The following is a 17,600-nucleotide window of genomic DNA, read 5'->3' as shown; positions in this document are numbered from 1 at the left end:
GGTCGCGCCGGTTTCGGAGGGAATGGGCGGATAGCGCGGATAAGCGTGCGCGTCGCGAGCCGTCAGGACGCTTTTCAGCGAATCGGCTCAACGAACCTGCCCGGCCCCCTCAAACCTCTCGTGTTCGCGTCATGCATGCCGAGCGGTGCGTGACGCAAACCGTGAAGGTAATCCCAGGCCGGCGTCAAACTGGCGTGCCTTGACCGCTTCCAGAGACATGAGGTGGCGGGGCGCGGTGCACGGCGTGGGACAGCACGGATTCGCCTGTCGAACCTCCCGAACTGCCTGAACTGCCGGCGCTTCCCATGCTCGCGGAACTACCCATTGCCGAAGCGATACGCTCGCGCGGCGTGGGATATGGACGAGTCAGAGAAACCGTAAAGGGGTGTCCGGGGCGGTGTCCGGCGTCCGCGAGTGCGATATCCAACATGCTTTGCACTTCTGCGATGTCGTTGGCCCACAGGAACGATGTCGCCTTGATCTGGCTCCAGGGGTCAAGCAGTACGGTGGATTCACGCGTCAAAAACAGAGCCCCCATAAACGTATCGCCGGGGATTCCGTCTTCATGGCCTGCGACCGGCGGCTGTGGCGTCGACAGATCGAGCACATCGATAAACGGATCCGACTCCGTATAGAGCACCAGGGCATGTGGCGGGCGACCCTGCGGCCTCACGGTGATCATGCGGATGTGGTGGCTGAGCACGCCACGCTTCAGAAGATAGTGAAACAGAATCTCAGCGTTCTCCTGGCAGAAAGCTTCCGGCGTGAGGTCGATAAGACTGTTCTCCCCGTAGTTGCTATAGTGGATCGCGGTGATCATTGCCGCTTCGCGCTGTTGTTCGAACAACGTTGAAAGCGGGTCGAGTCGCATCAATTGCGGCATCAGGATACGGCGATGCTCAACGATCGAGTTGTCGCGCAACGGCCGCAAATCCGCGCGATTGGTGCGCTGGAGATGCAAGTGCGCCAGGTCGGCATAAGCCTGTTGTATCGCATCGCGCACGTCTCGGTCGGGGATGTGGCGAATCGCATCGGCCACATCGTTCTTGCTCATGGCCACGCTGTCCGGCGTGGATTCCCGGCTCGGAGCGCATCCACCCCCGCACAAACGTAGTGGCGCCTCGGCACGCCATGTGCCCGTCTGTCGGTTGTAAATCACCGGCACTTGTGCACCGGCGCCGCGAGGGGCGTTGATGAACCAGTGACCGGCCTGATACCCGGGGGTTATGCGGTAATAGCCGGATTCTCCGGCCAGATAGTACCGACCGCCGGCGTTGATCAGTTGACGATGGGGGCCGGAAGGTATTTGCTCGGGCGGCAGCGTCTGCTCGTATCCCTGAAGGTGCTCGCGTTCTCCATCGATGCGTAACGCCCGATCGGGAGAGGTTTCGCGCACATCAAACTCGGGTGACCTGACGGGCTCCGCGTTTTGTTCGGGAGGGGGCTCCGGTGGCTCGTGCGGCTCGTGTGGTTCGGCCGGTTCGGGCGGCTCGTCCGGCCGAGGTTCTTCTCCGAACGATTCCGCCGGCAGGCCGGCTTCGATGTCATGATCCGACACCGGCTCCCCCACCGGGGATGGCCCGGCCGGGACAGGTCGCGCCGGTACGGACCCGGGGCGCACCGGCATGTGGACCCCCAACGCGCGCGGGTCGGCGAACTGCAAGATGCCGACGAGTTTTTCGGGTTGCGCCGGTTTGCCTTCGAGGGCGTTGGCCATCACGTCGGCCAAACGTCCCGGCAATCGAATCAGTTGCACGTTCGGTATCAAGCCTGCGGCGAAATCCACGACGGTGCCGGCCCGCTCGGCCTTCGCGAGCACGTGGGGCTCCACTGTGTTACCACTCACGATGCTGTACGCGTCACCCACCGCTCTGCCCAGATTCCGAAATGGCGTGGTGGAGCTGGCCACGGCCCTGAGAAACTCCAGTGCGGTGTAGTGATCTCTGATCCACTGCCGCTCAACGGGACTGACGACGACGTCCGGATAGTCGTCCGCTTGCCCAGCGGTGGGCCACGTGGTCGCGTTGCCGGGGGCGTTTCCTTCTTCCCGCGACCTGTCCGGGAGTCGTGGAACCCTGGGATTTGCGAGGGTTGGGGGTGTCGCGAGATTGGCGATCAGCATCACTGTCAGGGCGACTGCCCAGGGGCTGGCGCGCGAGGGCTCGGCGCCCGCATGAGCGCGCGCCGCCAGATCGTGGCTGATGTGCCGGCGGGAATTGCGCGTGCTGCGGAACTCGTGAGAGAACTCGGGTGCCCCTCGCACGTCAGCCTTGCGGGAGAGCGCGGTACCGCTGCCCTGGTAGCTGGGAGGAGCATTGATCGCACGACAATGCGACGAATACCGCATGAGATTACCTCCTGGAGATAGGCTGGATAGGGGCGTGGCGAGGCGGGCGTGAAGCCGATCCGGCGGCCGTGGAGAAGACTGCCATCCGGTGAGGCGGTGCGTTTGAGCTTCGGCGGAGCGCGCTATCGATTCCGTTGCATTGCTGCGTGGCGGCGACGACGGATGCCATGCCATGAGCGGCAACCGTCGCGTTTCGACCGGCACGTCATGCCGGGCCGCAAGACAGGTTGTGGCGTTGATAGGTACTGAGCGCTCTGAGTGGAGCAAGACCGGCGCGTGCGATACGCGCCGGTGGTATGTCGAGGACGGATTCGCGTCGATGCATCGAACCGCAGATGCGCTGACGTTTGCCTGGCCTCACGCACCTTTCGGGATCTCGCTTTCGCCTGGCGCAGGCAGAACGGGCGAGTTTGCCGGATCGAGCGAGCGCGACGCGCCGAAATGACTTGATGCGCTCGACGCGCTCGCTGCGCCCATTGAACCGGTCGAGGTCGATCCCGTCGATCGTGTCCCGGCACTTCCCAGACTGTCCCGGTTACGCACGCTGTTGCGTCGCGGCTCAAGCGGACGTGTGAGCGCGACGTCATAGGCCTCGCCCGGCTGGTGTCCGATGTCGGCAAACGCGGCGTCGAGGACGTGCCGCACCTCTTCGGCGTCTTTCGCGGCGAAAAATCCGACGGCCTTCACCCGGCTCCACGGATCGAGCAGCACCGTCGACTCTCTCGAGGCCATGATGAATCCGGCGAAGTTGTCTCCGGTAATGCCGTCGGTGCCGGGCCCCTCATAGAGCCTCGGCGTTGACAGTTCCAGCGCGTGGATCAGTTCGTCCGATTCCGTGTAGAGCACCAGCGCATGAGGTGAGCGCGCTCTGGGATGGATGGTGATCATGCGAACGCAGTCGGTCTGAACGCCCCCCTCCAGCAGGAAATGAAAGAGGATTTCGGCATTCTCCTGACAGAACGCTTCGGTGCCCGGATTCAGACGGTAATGCGTCGCACTTACCTGTGCTGCGAGACGCTGCTGCTCGAACAGCGATGCTTCTGCCGGGGCTTTCGCGAGTGCGGACCGGATCATTTCACGATTGCGGACGATCGAGTCGTCGCGAAATGCGCTGAGGTCCGCGCGATTGGTGCGTCTCAGGTTCATGCGAGCTACCTTGGCGTACGCAGTGAGAATGGCATTCTGTGCGTCGTCGTCGTGCAGGTGACTCAGTACGGCGTCGACATGGCGACGATTGAGCGCAATGCTGTCGGGCGGCATGCCGCGGCTGTTTCCACAGCCGCCGCCGCACACTCTCAGCGGCGCGAAGGCTTGCCATCGCTTGGTCGCCGCGTCGTAGATGAGCGGCACCTGTGCTTTGTCGTGGCGAGGGGCATCGATGAGCCAGTGATCCCCGCTTTGCCCGCGTGTCGCGCGGTAGTACCCGGCCTCGCCGCGCAGATAGTGATGGCCTTCGACCAGCACCAGCCGCGCGGTCTCGCCGAATGGCAATCGGTCCGCCGCGATCTGCTGTTCATACCCTTGCAGGTATTCACGTTCGCCCTCGATGGCCGTGGTGAGCTGACGGGCGGGACGGCCTGCGTCGGCGCGCGCCGGGGCAGGCACCTGCGCCTCATCGTCGCCCGTCATCACGTCGATGGCCAGATCCCGGCCACCGTCGTTGAACGTCTTGCGCGCGCCTTCGCGGCGGGGACTGTCGGGATTTTCCACATCACGGGGCACGAAGGTGTCGCCCGGCACCTGCCCTGGCGCCTCCATTCGCTGACCCCGAAGCGCCGGTTGCAAGCCGGTTCCGGCCGGGCGAGCCATGGTGCGTACGTCTGCGTTTTGCAGAATCGAGACGATGTGCTCGGGGGCGACGGGCTTGCCGTCGAGGTTGTCGGCGACGACTTCGATGATTTCCGGCGGCACTCTCATTGCGGCCACTTCGGGGATCAGTCCGGTCGCCATATCCACCATCTCCCCGCCCTGCATCAACTCGTCGTGCGCGTGCTGACTGAGTGTCTCGCCAGTGAGCAACTCATACATGTTCGCCACCGATGCGCCGAAATTGCGGAACGGTGCGCTTGCACTCCCGATGGATTTGAGGACTTCGCCAGCCGTGTACTGCGTCTTGATTTTCACGTGTTCGAGCGGTTCGATAATGACGTCTGGCGACTCTTCCGCAGCCATCGGATGGTCCGTCGAGCCGGGGGATTGGCCGAATTCACCGTCGTGCGCGAGCTCCCCCGGTCGTCCATCTCTTCTCGGCACGTGACCCGCTGTGGGCACGGCGAGGTTGGCGACCAGCATCAACGCCATGGCCGCGGGCCAGACGGCAAGACCGGGGCCGCCGTGCTCCTGTGCGCCGCGCGATGCACCGAGTGATGCGCCGCGAGGCGGGACGGCTTCGGCTCCTGAGACGTACACCGCCTGTGCGGGGCGCGCACGCACGAGTCCGTCACTCAATCGGCAATCGTCCCGATCTTCGAGGCGACGCGCAGCACGGCCCGATGCTGCGCGATGCTGAGCGGCGTGCGGAAGTCCGTAGCAAAGCAGGGTGGCGGGGGTGCGGTGACGAGAGACATGGGGCATGGGAACGGTTCCTCAGAGAAGTGAACACGCGAACGATGCGACGGCCAGGCCGCGCAGCATGACCGATGGGGGGTGGGCGGCAGCGAACGGTACGGCGCCGGAGAGTCATGCGCGACGCGGGTCGGGACTATCGGACGGACTCGAGCCCGATTGCATCGATGTCCAGGACGTCGCGCCCAAACTGGCGGCGCTCTCGAGACTGCCACCGCTGCTCTGGCTGCTCAGCACGGGCCGGCGCGACGCAACCGGGCGGGTGACGGAAAGGGTGCACGGATTGCCGCTCGTGTGCCCGATGTCCACGAACGCGGCGTCGAGAATGTCGGCGGCGCCCTTTGGCGTGCGCGCCCCCATAAAAGAGATGGCCTTGCTTCGACTCCAGGGGTCGAGTAGTAAGGTCGTCTCCCGCGTCATATAGGCCTCCCACGCAAACTGCGCCGCCGTGATGCCGTCCTGATGGAGACCGACCCGCGGGTTCGGTGTGGACACGTCGAGAAGTTCGATGAGCGCTTGCGACTCCGTGTAGAGCACCATCACGTGCGGTGGCTTGTTTTTCGGTTTGACGGTAATCATGCGGAGATGATCGACGTCGATCCCGTCTTGAAGCAGGAAGTGCAACAGAACCTCTGCGTTCTCCTGGCAAAAGGCCTCTGCGAACGGATGCGAGTAGTAATAAGTTGCCGTCACCTCGGCGGCCAGACGTTGTTGTTTGGCCAACGGCAGGCGTCGGTCGATACCCTTCATCGCCGTGCGCAGGGCGGCACGGTGATCCACAATCGAATTGTCCCGCATGGCCCGCAAGTCGGCGCGGTTGGAACGGATCAGATTCAGTCGGCTGACGTCGGCGAAGGCGTTTTGAATCGTCTCCGCGGCGGCTCTATCCGGAATGTGCCGGGTGGCGGCGGAGATGTCCGCGTAACTCCCGGCGATGCTGTCTATCGTCAGCGGACGGCTGGGGCCGCACCCCCCGCCGCACAGGCGCAGCGACGGTTGAGCTTGCCATTGGCCTGTCATCGGATCGTAGGTCACCGGCACCTGCGCCTTGTTCTTGCGTGGGGCGTCGATCAGCCAGTGATCGTCGCTCAGGCCCGGCGTGGCGCGGTAGTAGCCGGCGTCTCCGCGCAGGTAGCGCTGACCGCCTACGAAAACCAGACGCGCAGTCCTGTCGGCGGGTTGCCGATCGCGGGGCAGGACTTGCGCATAACCGGTGAGGTGTTCCGCCTCGCCCTCAATCGGGAAGCGGCGCACCAGTATCTCGTTGCCGTGCAGCGCGACGCGCGTGCGGGCACCTCCGGCGCGTGTTTCTTTCGGCATGGGCCGCGGCACTTTCGGTGATTTCTGCTTCGGTGCCGATTTCTTGCCGTTGGCCGGGGAGTGCGCTGGCCACGGGGACGCTGGCGCAGGCACATTCGGCGCGTGGACGATCCGCCCGGGGCGCCGCTCCGGTCTCATGTCTCGCGACGTATGAGCGTGCGACCCGCGCGGCGAAGCCAACTGGATTAAGCCGTTCATCCGATCGAAGGAAGGGGACTTGCCGTCGTACATGTCGACCGCCATTTCGACCATCTCGGACGGCAGGCGCAGCATCTGCACGTCGGGCACCATACCGGTGACGATGTCGACGGCCCCAGTCCAGCTTCGCACGGCTTGCCGAACGTCGGGCGCGACTTCGTTGTCGCTGACGACGGTGTAGACGTCCATGATCGACTCGCCCGTCTTTGAGAACGGCGAAGCCCCCGCCGCCACCGCCTTGAATACGTCGAACGGCGTGTAGTCGGATTTGATCGTCGGTTTTGCCTCGACAGCGCGCACCACCACGTCGGGCGACGGTTGCGCGGGCAGCGCGGGACGAACGTATGGCGGGTTGGCGCGATGTGGCTCCCAATCGTCCGGACACGTCTGTCTGAACCGACTCGGTAGCGCAGCCGTCGCCGGGGCGATCAGATTGGCGACCAGCATGAGCGCGAAGGCCGCAGGCCAGGCGGTGTGCTGCACGCTGCGCGGCTTGCCTGAGACGTTGACGGTTTCTCGTTGGGCGCGTGCGGTACGCGCGCGACGAAACGCGCCGGGGAACGTGGCGTTCGTCTTCTTGCGCGGTGCTGCGTGCGGCGCCCCATAACATGGCGCAGCGCCAAGGGCGCGATGGTGTGCTGTCAGAGACATATCGGAATCTCCCAGGGTGACGTGGGTTGGGGCGTGACGTCGAGGACTGTCGATCGGCGTTCAAACAGCAACGATGGGGCCTGCGCCGGAGGTGCCCGCATTTCCCACGCTTCCTGCGCTGCTGCTTCCCGTGCCGCTGCTGCTGCTCTCCCCACCGCCGCTGCTGCCACCACTGGTGCCACTACCGGCACTGGCCAGACTGAGGGTGCTGCCCCTGCGAACACCGAGCGGACGGGTGATCGACACCTGGTAAGCATTGCCGGGGTAATGACCGATATCCGCGAATGCGCCGTCAAGCGTCTCCACCAACGCCACCGCGTTGCCGACTCGAGCATGGAGATGAGTTTTTCCGATTCCGTGTACAACACGAGCACATGCGGCGGCCGGTTTTTCGGTTTGACGGTGATCATCCGGATTCGCGAAGTCGGGATATCGTTGGCGATCAGGTAGTGAAAAAGGATCTCCGAATTCTCCTGACAAAACGCTTCCGCACGTTGATTCCAGTAGTAATGCATCGTGGTGACGAGAGACGCTTCTATCTGCTGCTTGAGCAGCGGCGCATTGCGCTTGATACGTTTCATCGACGCCCGCAATGACGCCCGATGATCGACGATAGAGTTGTCACGCATCATGTGCAGGTCGGGGCGATTGCTGCGTGTCAGATGCAACGAACTCAGATCGTTAAATGCAAAGCGAATGCCTTCGCGGATACGCTCGTCGGGCAGATGCCGTACGGCATCCCACACCTTCTCCCGATCCATTGAGATGCTGTGGGGTGTCGCTTCGCGGCTCGGTCCGCACCCGCCGCCGCATATGCGCAGCGGTTTTTCGGCGTGCCATTTTCCGGTGGCGGCGTCGAAGTGCACGGGCACCGGCGCTTGTTGTTTGGCGCCGCGCGGGGCGGAGATGATCCAGTGGTCGAGACTATGTCCGCGCGTGGCCCGGTAGTAACCGGCTTCGCCGGCGAGGTAGCGAAATCCGTCGACGAAAACCAGGCGAGGTCGGGGGCCGGGCGGCAACTGATCGGGTGACAGCGATTGTTCGTAACCTTGCAGATGCTCGTGTTCATTTTCGATCCGCAGTGTCTCCGGCCCTGCGGGTGCGTCGGCATTGGCGAAGTGCGTTGCTTCCGGCACACCGCCGCCGTCATCGACAGGCGGTTCGATGTCGGCGACGCGTTCGGCGTGAAGTTCGTGTCCCGTGCCGGCAGGCTGGGGCCTGGCCTCCGATGACGTATCCGATACTGGTTCGGCCAGTGCGTTGGGTCCGGGCGCTACCCCATCGCCGCCTTGCCCCCGGACGGGCGCCTTGGGCCGTATGGGCTGACGCACCTCAGAGAAATCCGGCCGCGTGCGCACGATACCCTGGCTGCCGAAGTTGCGCGGGACGGAGCCCTGCGCCATGCCGAAAATCTGCTCGCTGTCCGGCCGTCGTCCCTCGATCTGATCCAACACGAGTCCGGCGGCCTCGCCCGGCATTCGCGTCATCCCGACATCCGGTATCAGGCCGGTGGCGAAATCCAGTGCGTCTGTCCACTGGTCGACCGACTTGCGGGTGTGTGTCTGCACGACCTCGCCAGTGACCAGTGTGTACATTTGAAGCAGCGCGTCGCCCGTGTGACGGAACGGATTTCTCGACGATGCGAGGGCGTCGAGAAATTCCGTCAGCGAATACTCCAACTTGATGGGGCCGAGCGCGACAGGCGCTATGGCGACATCGTCGGAAGTCCGTTGCCCCATGGGCAACGCGAGCGCGTATTCGCCACTCGAGCCGTTGGGAACCCCGGCACCGGCCGCATGCGTGCCTGACATGTCGCCATCGTCGCCAGTCCGGTTCATGGAACGTTTGGGAACGGCGCTGCCCGCATGTGTGGCCAGATTCGCGACCAGGAGAACGGCGAAAGCGACCGGCCAGAGCCCGTGCGATTGCCGGGTCGGCTGAGATTCGGGGGCCGTGTTGAGCATGCAAGGCTTTGACGTCGCATGTGCCGTGCGGGCGCGACGAAAGGTGTGTGCCAGACCGGAAGTGGCGCGCGGCCACGCCGGCTGCCGTGCGGTGGCATAAGGCAGCCCATGGCGGGGTAGCGTGACGATGGCGCGACGGTGAGAAGCATACGGCATGACAACGTCTCCGAAAGAACGTCGGTACAGAGGCATGGCTTGCCCGCGAACGCAGGACGAAGAGGGATGGGGGGGTGCCGTAGCGGGGCGATCGCTCATATGGCGGCGTCCGAACCGACGGACGAGGACGACAAGTCGTCAGGCTCGACGGACGGATCGAGCGCGCTGACGCTGCTCACGGCGCTTCCCGTGGGGCTGTTGACACTGTTGATGCCGCGCGGGCGCGTTGCGAACGGACGCGTGATCGACACGGCAAAGTGCCGCTGATCGCGTCGTCCGATATTGGTGAGCAATCTGTCGAGGGCGATCTGGACATCGCGATCGCTCGCGGCCGTCGAGAACCCGGTGGCCTTGGTCTTGCCCCACGGGTCGAGCAGCAACGTCGATTCGCGCGTGAGGAAGATCGCGCGTGCGAACATCCGATCGCCGATACCGTCGGGACGTCCGCGCATCTGAGCTGACGGCGTTGCGAGATGCAGCATTCTGATGAACGGCTCCGACTCGGTGTACAGCACCATGACGTGCGACGGCCGGTTTTGCGGGTGAATGGAGATCATGCGCAGGCGCTCTTTCGGTATGCCGCTTTCGAGCAGCAGATGAAAGAGAATTTCCGCATTCTCCTGGCAAAAGGCTTCCGCCAGCGGATTGTACGAGTAGTACATCGCCGTCGTTGCCGCGACCTGTTGCTGTTGCTGGAGCAGTGGCGCATTCCGGTCGATGCCGCGCATCGCTCGTTGCAGTGCCGCCCGATGACCGACGATCGAGTAATCGCGCGCACCGCGCAGGTCGTCACGATTGCCCCGCAACAGCCGCAGACTGCCCAGATTGCCGTAGGCCGCGCGTATCGTGTTTTGCGTGTCTTCGTCGGCGAGGTGTGCGATGGACGAGGCAATTTCGGGCCATCGCTCGGCGATGCTGTCCGACTTGGCGAGGTGCCGGCTCTGATGGCAGCCACCGCCGCATAGCCGCAACGGGGCCTGTGCTTTCCATTGGCGGCTTGCCGGGTCGAACGTCAATGGAACGCGCGCGCGATCGCGGTTCGGGGCGTCGACCAGCCAGATGTCGTCGCGCTGATCGCGGCTCACGCGGTAGTAGCCGTTCTCACCTGCGATGAAGTGATGACCGTCGACGACGGCGAAGCGTCCGGGTTCGCCGGACGGCAACCGGTCTGGGGCAATTTGCTGCTCGTAACCGGCAAGGTATTCACTTTCTCCCTCGATGAACATGCGAGGCTGCGAGGCTGCGCCGCCATCGCTTAATTCATCGCTTAATTCATCGATTAATGCGCCCGATCCTCCCGACCCCTGCGATGCATCCGGTGCGCCGTGCACCTCGGGCGGCGCGGCACCGGTGCGCGGCGCGGCGGCTTCATCGCGGGATCGGCCCGGGTGGCGGGGGGCAGGCGCGAGGCGGGCGGGGGCCGAGCGTGCACCGACCGGGGCGGGCATTACCTCGACTGCCTCGACCGTGTGGTGCGCTTTCGGTACCCGAGCGACACCCGCCATCGCTTTGGGATCGAGATACTGCATCATGTCCGAGGCCTCGCCCAGTTGGAGCAACTTGCCTTCGATCTGGTTGAGGGCGATCTGCGCGATGTGGCCGGGCAAGCGAAGCATTTTGACTTCGGGAATCAGCCCCGTCGTGAGATCCAGCACTTCGCCGCCGCGACGAAGTCGTTCTCGCTCGACAGGGTCGGGCGCCTGTTCGCTGAGCACGGCGTAGGCGTCGCCGAGCGAGTCTGCCAAGTTCTCGAACGGTGCACGCGCGGTGGCGACCGCCTTGAGCAGGTCCGTCATCGTGTAATCGGATTTGATGTAGAGGCGCTCGACGGGGCGAATGTCGACATCGTCGGGCACGAAAGCGGCTGCGCTTGCGTTGACGGCACGCGTGGCGTGACCGAGGGCGGCGTCTCGTGGCGAGTGCAGGTCGGCACCGAGCGGATCGGAGGCCAGCGCGCGAGGAAGGTTGCCGGCGGTGGGCGTGACGAGATTCGCGACGAGCATGACGGCCAGTGCAGCAGGCCAGACCTGCTGCGCAGGGGCGGCTGCCGTGCGGCGATGCGAACGCTGCGGTGTGTCGATACGGGGCGCGCAGGCGCGCGCATAGCGGGCATGACAAAAGGTATGAGTGAATCCGTACGGTGCCAGGCGAGACCCCTCCCGGTGCTGCTGCGCGCAGGGAAGCCCGTAGCGGGGCATAGGGCGTTGGACACTGTAATTTGAGGCGTGCAGCATGAAGAATCCTCTCGATGTGGGGACTACCGGCACACGACGCGCCGAAAAACTGCGCGGCCGTGCTCCGGTAGCCCGGGAGAAGAAGACTGCCACCGCCTCAGTCAGGCAGGCTTGCGCATCGGTCAGAAAAGCTGTCGATTTTGTGAAATTATTATTTTGGATGACGATGTAAGTTGCTGTGAACTCTCATGCGTCATCCTTCGCGCATCACTCTCCACGCATCATCCTCTTTTATCGGGCGTGTTATTGGCGGTAGACGCACTTGACTGACTGCCCGAGCTGCCCGAGCTGGCCGAACTCGCTGCACTGCGCAAGCTCGACACGCTCGCCATCGTCTCCGCCAAACGATCTCGCGGGGCAGGATACGGCCGGGTGAGCGACACCGTGAACGGATCCGACGGGCGATGTCCCGCGTCTGCGAGCGCCACGTCGAGCATGCTCATCAGTTCTTCGATCGCATCGGTGTTCTTGAACGACACGGCCTTGATTCTGCTCCATGGATCTAGCAGCACGGTGGTGTCGCGTGTCAGGAACAAGGCCGCGGTAAATCGCTCGCTGCTCATGCCGTCGACATGACCGATGACGGGCGGTTGCGGCGTCGAGAAATCGAGCAGGTCGATGAACTGATCCGATTCCGTATAGAGCACCAGTACGTGTGGCGGCCGGCCCTGCGGCCGCACGGTGACCATTCGAATGTGGTGACTCGGGACACCGCGTGTCAGAAGGTAGTGGAAGAGAATCTCCGCATTCTCCTGGCAGAACGCTTCGGGACTGAGGTCGTCGATGCCGAAGTCCGTATAGGTGTCGTAGTGGATCGCGGTAATTTCGGCGGCTTCGCGCTGTTGCTCGAAAAGCGTCGAATACGGATCGAGCCTCATCAATTGCGGTACCAGCATACGTCGGTGCTCGACGATCGAGTTGTCGCGCAGTCGACGAAGGTCCTCGCGATTGGAGCGTAGCAGATGCAGGTTGGCCAGGTCGCCGTAGGCCAGTTGAATGGCGTCGCGCACGTCCCGGTCCTGAATATGACGGATCGCGTCGGCCACCTGGTTCTGACTCAACGCCACGCTGTCCGGGGTGGACTCGCGGCTCGGGCCGCATCCGCCGCCACACAACCGCAACGGCGCGTGAGCATGCCATTCGCCGGTTTCAGCGTTGTATGTCACCGGCACCTGCGCACGTGTGCCGCGTGGCGCGTCGACCAGCCAACGGCCGGTTTGCGGCTCGCGCGTCACACGGTAGTAGCCCGCCTCTCCCGCCAGATAGTGCTGACCCCCGACGACGACCAACTGACGATTCGGCTCGGCAGGGAGCGACGCCGATGGCAGTGGCTGCTCATAGCCCTGAAGGTACTCGCGCTCGCCTTCGATACGCGGCGCGCCGGCTGACGATGGCGCGTTCGCGTTCGCGTTTGGCACGTTGGGCTGATCTGGGGCTGAGGCTGGGGCTTCGTCTTCGTGACCCTCAGCGTCCGCGCCCGCGCCCGTGTCGCCTGACGCGACTTCATCGACGGGACTCGCATCGACTGCCGCCTGGGGTGCCGCTTTCTCCGGCTCTCCGCCATCCGAGAGACGCGCGCCGACGTCACCTTCCGGTGCGCGCTCTTGTGCGGGGGCGGGATCGGGCGCCGGTTGCGCCGGCACTGGAAGATTCGCTGCCTTCCCGGGGTGCACGGGTATCCCGGCCCCGAGCGCGCGCGGATCGGCGAATGTCAGGACTTGCGAGACGCGTTCGCCTCCCGGCACTTTGCCTTCGACGGCATTGGCGGTGACATCCGCGGCATACCCCGGCACGCGGATACGTTGTACCGCGGGGACCAATGCCGTGATCGTGTCCAGGAATTCCCCCGCACGTTGCATGGTGTTGAGCGTGTCGCGATCCATGTTGTCGCCGGTGGCGGCGGCATGGGTGTCTCCGACCACTTTTCCCAGATTTCGAAACGGTGCGCTCGACGAGGCCAGTGCCCGCATCACGTCGGGAAAGGAATACTCGGTCTTGATGGCTGCCCGTTGAACGGGCTGGATGTCGACTTGATCGGGCACGTGACTTGACGCATCGGCGGGCGGCGCAGCGATGTCCGAGGAGGGATCGCGTCCGACGCGTCTGCCTGATGCGAAGGGCCGCGATGGCGCCGCGCAAACCGCTGGCGCGGCGAGATTGGCGACCAGCGCTACGGCGAACACGGCGGACCAGTTGGACACAGGTCCGCGACTGACGTCGCTGCGACGACGCAGCGAGGTTTCGACGTCGGCGACATGTCGGCGGGAAGTGTGCGAGCCGTGAAATCTGCGTGAGAATTCGTGCGCTGAAGTCTCGCGTTCGCGACGACGGTTTGCCGTAGGGGCGAGTTGGTAACAAGGGGCTGGCTGGACCGCTGCGTGACGCGATACATACGACATGGGAAGGCCTCCGTAAGACGGGCAACGAGCATCCAGATCCGTCTGTGATGCCGTTGCCCGGGGGAGGAGATTGCCATTGCCTTGTCGGAGGGCGCTTGCGATTCGGCGACTGCCGTTATCGTTTGTCGGATGGTCGCAAGTCCGAACGTGCGTGAGTCAACGCTCAGCCGGCCCGCTGGCGGCGCGCGTCGCCCATCGGCGCATCAACCCGACGCCGCCGGGGCACCCGCGTCCGATGACGCGGTATCTCCCGATGACACGCTGCCGCCCCTATTGAGCGGGCCTGACGCAAAATTTCCCGACGAACTCCCCGAACTCACCGAACTCGGAGAGGTTCGATAGGTGCCGAGCGGGCGCGTGACGGACACGGTGTAGGGGTGTCCTGGCTGATGTCCGATATCGATGAGTGCCCGGTTGATCATGCTGCCAACGTCCGATGTGCTGGCTGCGTTCGTAAATGAGATGGCTTTCGTTTGACTCCACGGATCCATCAGTACCGTCGAATCGCGCGTCAGGTAGATGGCGCCCAGAAAGAACTCGTGACTGATGCCGTCCGGATGCAGTTGCGGCTGCTTCGGCGTTGAGCGGTCCATCAGCTCGATCAGGTGTTTGGAATCGGTGTAAAGCACCATCACATGAGCGGGCCGGTTGTGCGGCTTGATCGTGATCATGCGGATTTGACTTCTCGACAGGCCGTTCTGGCGCAGGCTGAAGAAGAGAATTTCAGCGTTTTCCTGACAAAATGCCTCGGCCGCCGTATTCCACGCGTAATACATCGACGTGATCTCGGACGCAAGGCACTGCTGCTTTATCAGCGGCAAGTTCGGATCGATTCGGCTTGCCATGACAGCGCGCAGGGCAGCACGGTGGTTGATGATCGAATTGTCGCGAAGCGATTGCAGATCGGCGCGATTCGTTCGTCGCAAATGCAATTTCCCCAATGTGAGAAACGCAACTTGAATCGCTTCTTGCGCGGTGTCGTCGGGAATATGGTCAATAGCACTCGAAATATCTTCAAAGCTATTGACGATGCTGTCGGGCGGATAACGGTGCTTGCTCAAACCACACCCGCCGCCGCACAGTTTCAAGGGCGCGTGGGCGCGCCATTCTCCGGTGCTCTCGTCATACGTCACCGGCACTTGCGCCCGCCGGTCGCTGCTTTGGGGCGCATCGACAAGCCAATGGTCGGCGCTGAGACCGCGCTGCGCCCGGTAGTAGCCTGCGTCACCCTTCAGGTAGTGGTGTCCATTCACGAGCACGAGGCGCGACGGCTCGCCGGCGGGGAGCTGATCCGCCGGCAATGATTGTTCGTAGCCGCGCAGATATTCATCTTCGTCAACGATGTGAGACTGGCTCGCGCGGAGGGGGGCGCTCGCTCCGGCCACGGGTGGCGCGGGCGGCGCTTGCATTCCGTCGCTGCCTTCGTCACGCTCGCCGTCTGGCGCATCGGGTGCGACGACGCCTGGCGCTTCCCGGGACAGGCTGTCGGCGTCCGGTGCGGGGTGCGAGGCGTCACCGTGATGTGTGGGTAAGGATTCCGCCACGGGTCGATAGGCTACCGGCGAGCGGACCGGGGGCGAATCGGCGTCAAGCGGCTGTGCCGATCCCAGGCTGCGCGGGTCTCCATATTGCAGAAGTCCGGCCACTTCTTCGGCGTCGGGGGTTTTGCCTTCGACTTCGTCCTCGGCGATGTCCGCCAGATTCCCCGGCAGCCGCAACAGGCTGACGTAGGGCAGCTGTTCTGTCGCGACATCCAGCGCTTCGCCTGCTTTCCGGACGCCGAGACGCACGTGTGGATCGACCGTCTGACCGCTGAGCACCTCATAGGCGTCGCCCATCGACTCCCCCAGATAGCGAAACGGCGCGCGCGCCGTGGATACCGCTTTCAGGAATTCGTGGAAGGTGTATTCGGACCTGACTGGTGAGTGCGCTACGGGCCTGACGACAACGTGATTGAACGCGGACGATGCCGGGGCGTTGGCGTCGGGCAGCGTTTCCGGACCCAATGGGGTGGTGACGGCGGTGTCTGCTTCGTTGTCGAGATCCGGGTGACGCGCGCGTCTTGGGATCATGCTCGCTGCGGGGGCGGCGAGATTGGCGACCAGCATGATGGCGAGCGCGGTGGGCCATACGGTGCCGGCCGACGGCCGGCCGGCGCCTGCGCGCTCACGATGCAGCGGGGGAAATGGCAGGGGCTCGGGTCGCACGGGACGTACCCCATGAAATGCACGGAGCAAGCCCTCGGAGGCATGCGGCGGATTGCGGGGATTGCGGGGATTGCGGGGATTGCGGGGATCGTGGGGCGCATGAGGCATATGCGCCACATGAGGCAGTCCGTAACACGGCGAGAGACTGATGGCGCGATGGTGCGAAGCAATTGGCATGAACGGCTCCTCTGGAAGAAGAGGCCGCCGTGGCACGCATTGTCAGCGCAGCGTGCATTTGCGGCAGCCCAGGAGACGATGGCATGCCGGGCACCCGCCGGGCTTGTGCTTCGGCGGGGTGCGTTGTCGATTTCGTGATGTTGAGCGTCGTGAATCGTGCGTGACGACGCAGATATGGGGAGTCAGCCCGCCAGCCGTCGACGCGTGTCGTCGTACTCCTGCTTCAGGCGCGCAACGATCTCGGCCGCAGGGCGCACGTCATCCATCAATCCCACGCCCTGACCGGCCCCCCAGATGTCCTTCCACGCTTTCGCCTTGGCGAAGTTCATGGCGGTCTTGTCGGCCGTCGGCAGGTTTTCGGGATCGAGGCCCGCGTTCAGAATGCTCTGGCGAATGTAGTTGCCCGACACGCCGGTAAACAGGTTTGTGTAGACGATGTCGTTGGCGCTCGCCTCGACGATGGCCTGCTTGTAGGTGTCGCTCGCGTTGGCTTCCGTCGATGCGATGAAGCGCGTGCCGATGTAGGCGAGATCGGCGCCCATGGCTTGCGCCGCAAGAATCGAGCCGCCGTTGGCAATCGAGCCGGAGAGCACGATGGGGCCGTCGAAGATCTTGCGCACTTCGCCCACCAGCGCGAACGGCGAGAGCGTGCCCGCGTGACCGCCTGCGCCCGCCGCCACGAGAATCAGCCCGTCCACACCGGCTTCGAGCGCCTTGTTCGCGTGACGCAGGTTGATCACGTCGTGCAGCACGATGCCGCCGTAGCTGTGCACCGCGTCGAGCACCTCCCGGGGCGGCGCGCGCAGGCTGGTGATGAAGATCGGCACGCGATGCTCCACACACACGCGCACGTCATGCTCGAGACGCTGATTCGACTGATGCACGATCTGGTTGACGGCGAGCGGGCCGACGACCGCGTCCGGATTCGCCGCCTTGTACGACGCGAGCGCTTCCGTGATGCGCGAGAGCCAGTCATCGAGAATCTGTGGCTCGCGTGCGTTGAGCGCGGGGAAAGAACCGACGATACCGGCCTTGCACTGCGCGAGCACCAGCTCCGGGTAACTCACAATGAACATCGGCGAGGCCACCACGGGCAGCGCCAGGTTTTGCAGAATCTTGGGAAGGGCCATGAAGTCTCCTTGAGCAGGACGTTCGATCGGCAGCATCCTTGCGTCGACGCGCAATTGACAGACACCTGCCGCGGCGGATTTTCGCGAACGATCGTTCGATTATAGGGGGATTCGTCCGTCGCCCGGTGAGCGGGCACTCGAAGAAAGCTTCGATTCCGGGGGGGTGCCCCTATGTAGTTCGTCAAGCACTGGTGGCAGTTTTGGGTTGATAAAAAGTGCCGTCGCGCAGCATGGCAAAAAGGACGTCGCAGC

The 17,600-nt window shown here is 64.1% G+C and carries 10 protein-coding genes; 1 reads left to right on the top strand and 9 read right to left on the bottom strand.

Annotated elements, in window-relative coordinates; genetic code table 11:
* Positions 1-184 precede the first annotated feature (184 nt).
* From ACIPHM_RS24375 to ACIPHM_RS24350, 6 genes are all read right to left on the bottom strand, one after another.
* Positions 185-2,347 carry a hypothetical protein gene (locus ACIPHM_RS24375; protein WP_400334217.1) on the bottom strand — a complete coding sequence of 721 codons (2,163 nt, stop codon included), beginning with the start codon at positions 2,345-2,347 and terminating at the stop codon, positions 185-187.
* Between the two features lie 357 nt (positions 2,348-2,704).
* Entirely contained in the window at positions 2,705-4,795 is a 2,091-nt protein-coding gene (locus ACIPHM_RS24370; protein ID WP_400334215.1) for a hypothetical protein, read from the bottom strand.
* Complete coding sequence (locus ACIPHM_RS24365; RefSeq protein WP_400334212.1) at positions 4,792-4,914, bottom strand: hypothetical protein; 123 nt, start codon at positions 4,912-4,914, stop codon at positions 4,792-4,794. Before ACIPHM_RS24365 ends, ACIPHM_RS24370 begins: the two co-directional genes overlap by 4 nt.
* A 112-nt stretch (positions 4,915-5,026) precedes the next feature.
* Positions 5,027-7,081 (bottom strand): hypothetical protein, encoded by a 2,055-nt coding sequence (locus ACIPHM_RS24360; protein WP_400334210.1) that lies wholly within the window; start codon positions 7,079-7,081, stop codon positions 5,027-5,029.
* Entirely contained in the window at positions 7,072-9,045 is a 1,974-nt protein-coding gene (locus ACIPHM_RS24355; RefSeq protein WP_400334208.1) for a hypothetical protein, read from the bottom strand. Before ACIPHM_RS24355 ends, ACIPHM_RS24360 begins: the two co-directional genes overlap by 10 nt.
* Before the next feature lie 251 nt (positions 9,046-9,296).
* A complete protein-coding gene (locus ACIPHM_RS24350; RefSeq protein ID WP_400334205.1) occupies positions 9,297-11,204 on the bottom strand; it encodes a hypothetical protein in 1,908 nt (635 codons plus the stop codon).
* Positions 11,205-11,433: 229 nt separating this feature from the next.
* On the opposite strand from ACIPHM_RS24350, the gene ACIPHM_RS24345 reads away from it, so the two are divergent.
* Positions 11,434-11,607, top strand: a complete 174-nt coding sequence (locus ACIPHM_RS24345) for a hypothetical protein (RefSeq protein ID WP_400334202.1) — start codon at positions 11,434-11,436, stop codon at positions 11,605-11,607.
* Between the two features lie 49 nt (positions 11,608-11,656).
* Here the strand turns inward: ACIPHM_RS24345 and ACIPHM_RS24340 are convergent, their stop codons facing one another.
* From ACIPHM_RS24340 to ACIPHM_RS24330, 3 genes are all read right to left on the bottom strand, one after another.
* Entirely contained in the window at positions 11,657-13,636 is a 1,980-nt protein-coding gene (locus ACIPHM_RS24340; protein WP_400334200.1) for a hypothetical protein, read from the bottom strand.
* A 401-nt stretch (positions 13,637-14,037) separates the two neighbouring features.
* On the bottom strand, positions 14,038-15,942 hold the full coding sequence (locus ACIPHM_RS24335; RefSeq protein WP_400334197.1) for a hypothetical protein: 1,905 nt from the start codon (positions 15,940-15,942) through the stop codon (positions 14,038-14,040).
* A 458-nt stretch (positions 15,943-16,400) separates the two neighbouring features.
* Positions 16,401-17,348, bottom strand: a complete 948-nt coding sequence (locus ACIPHM_RS24330) for an NAD(P)H-dependent flavin oxidoreductase (protein WP_400334194.1) — start codon at positions 17,346-17,348, stop codon at positions 16,401-16,403.
* Positions 17,349-17,600: the final 252 nt, after the last annotated feature.

This window comes from Pandoraea sp. NPDC087047 (genome assembly GCF_044745225.1).
Lineage (GTDB): Bacteria > Pseudomonadota > Gammaproteobacteria > Burkholderiales > Burkholderiaceae > Pandoraea.
The sequence above is the reverse complement of the archived record's forward strand: the minus strand, read 5'-3'. Positions and strand labels throughout refer to the sequence as shown.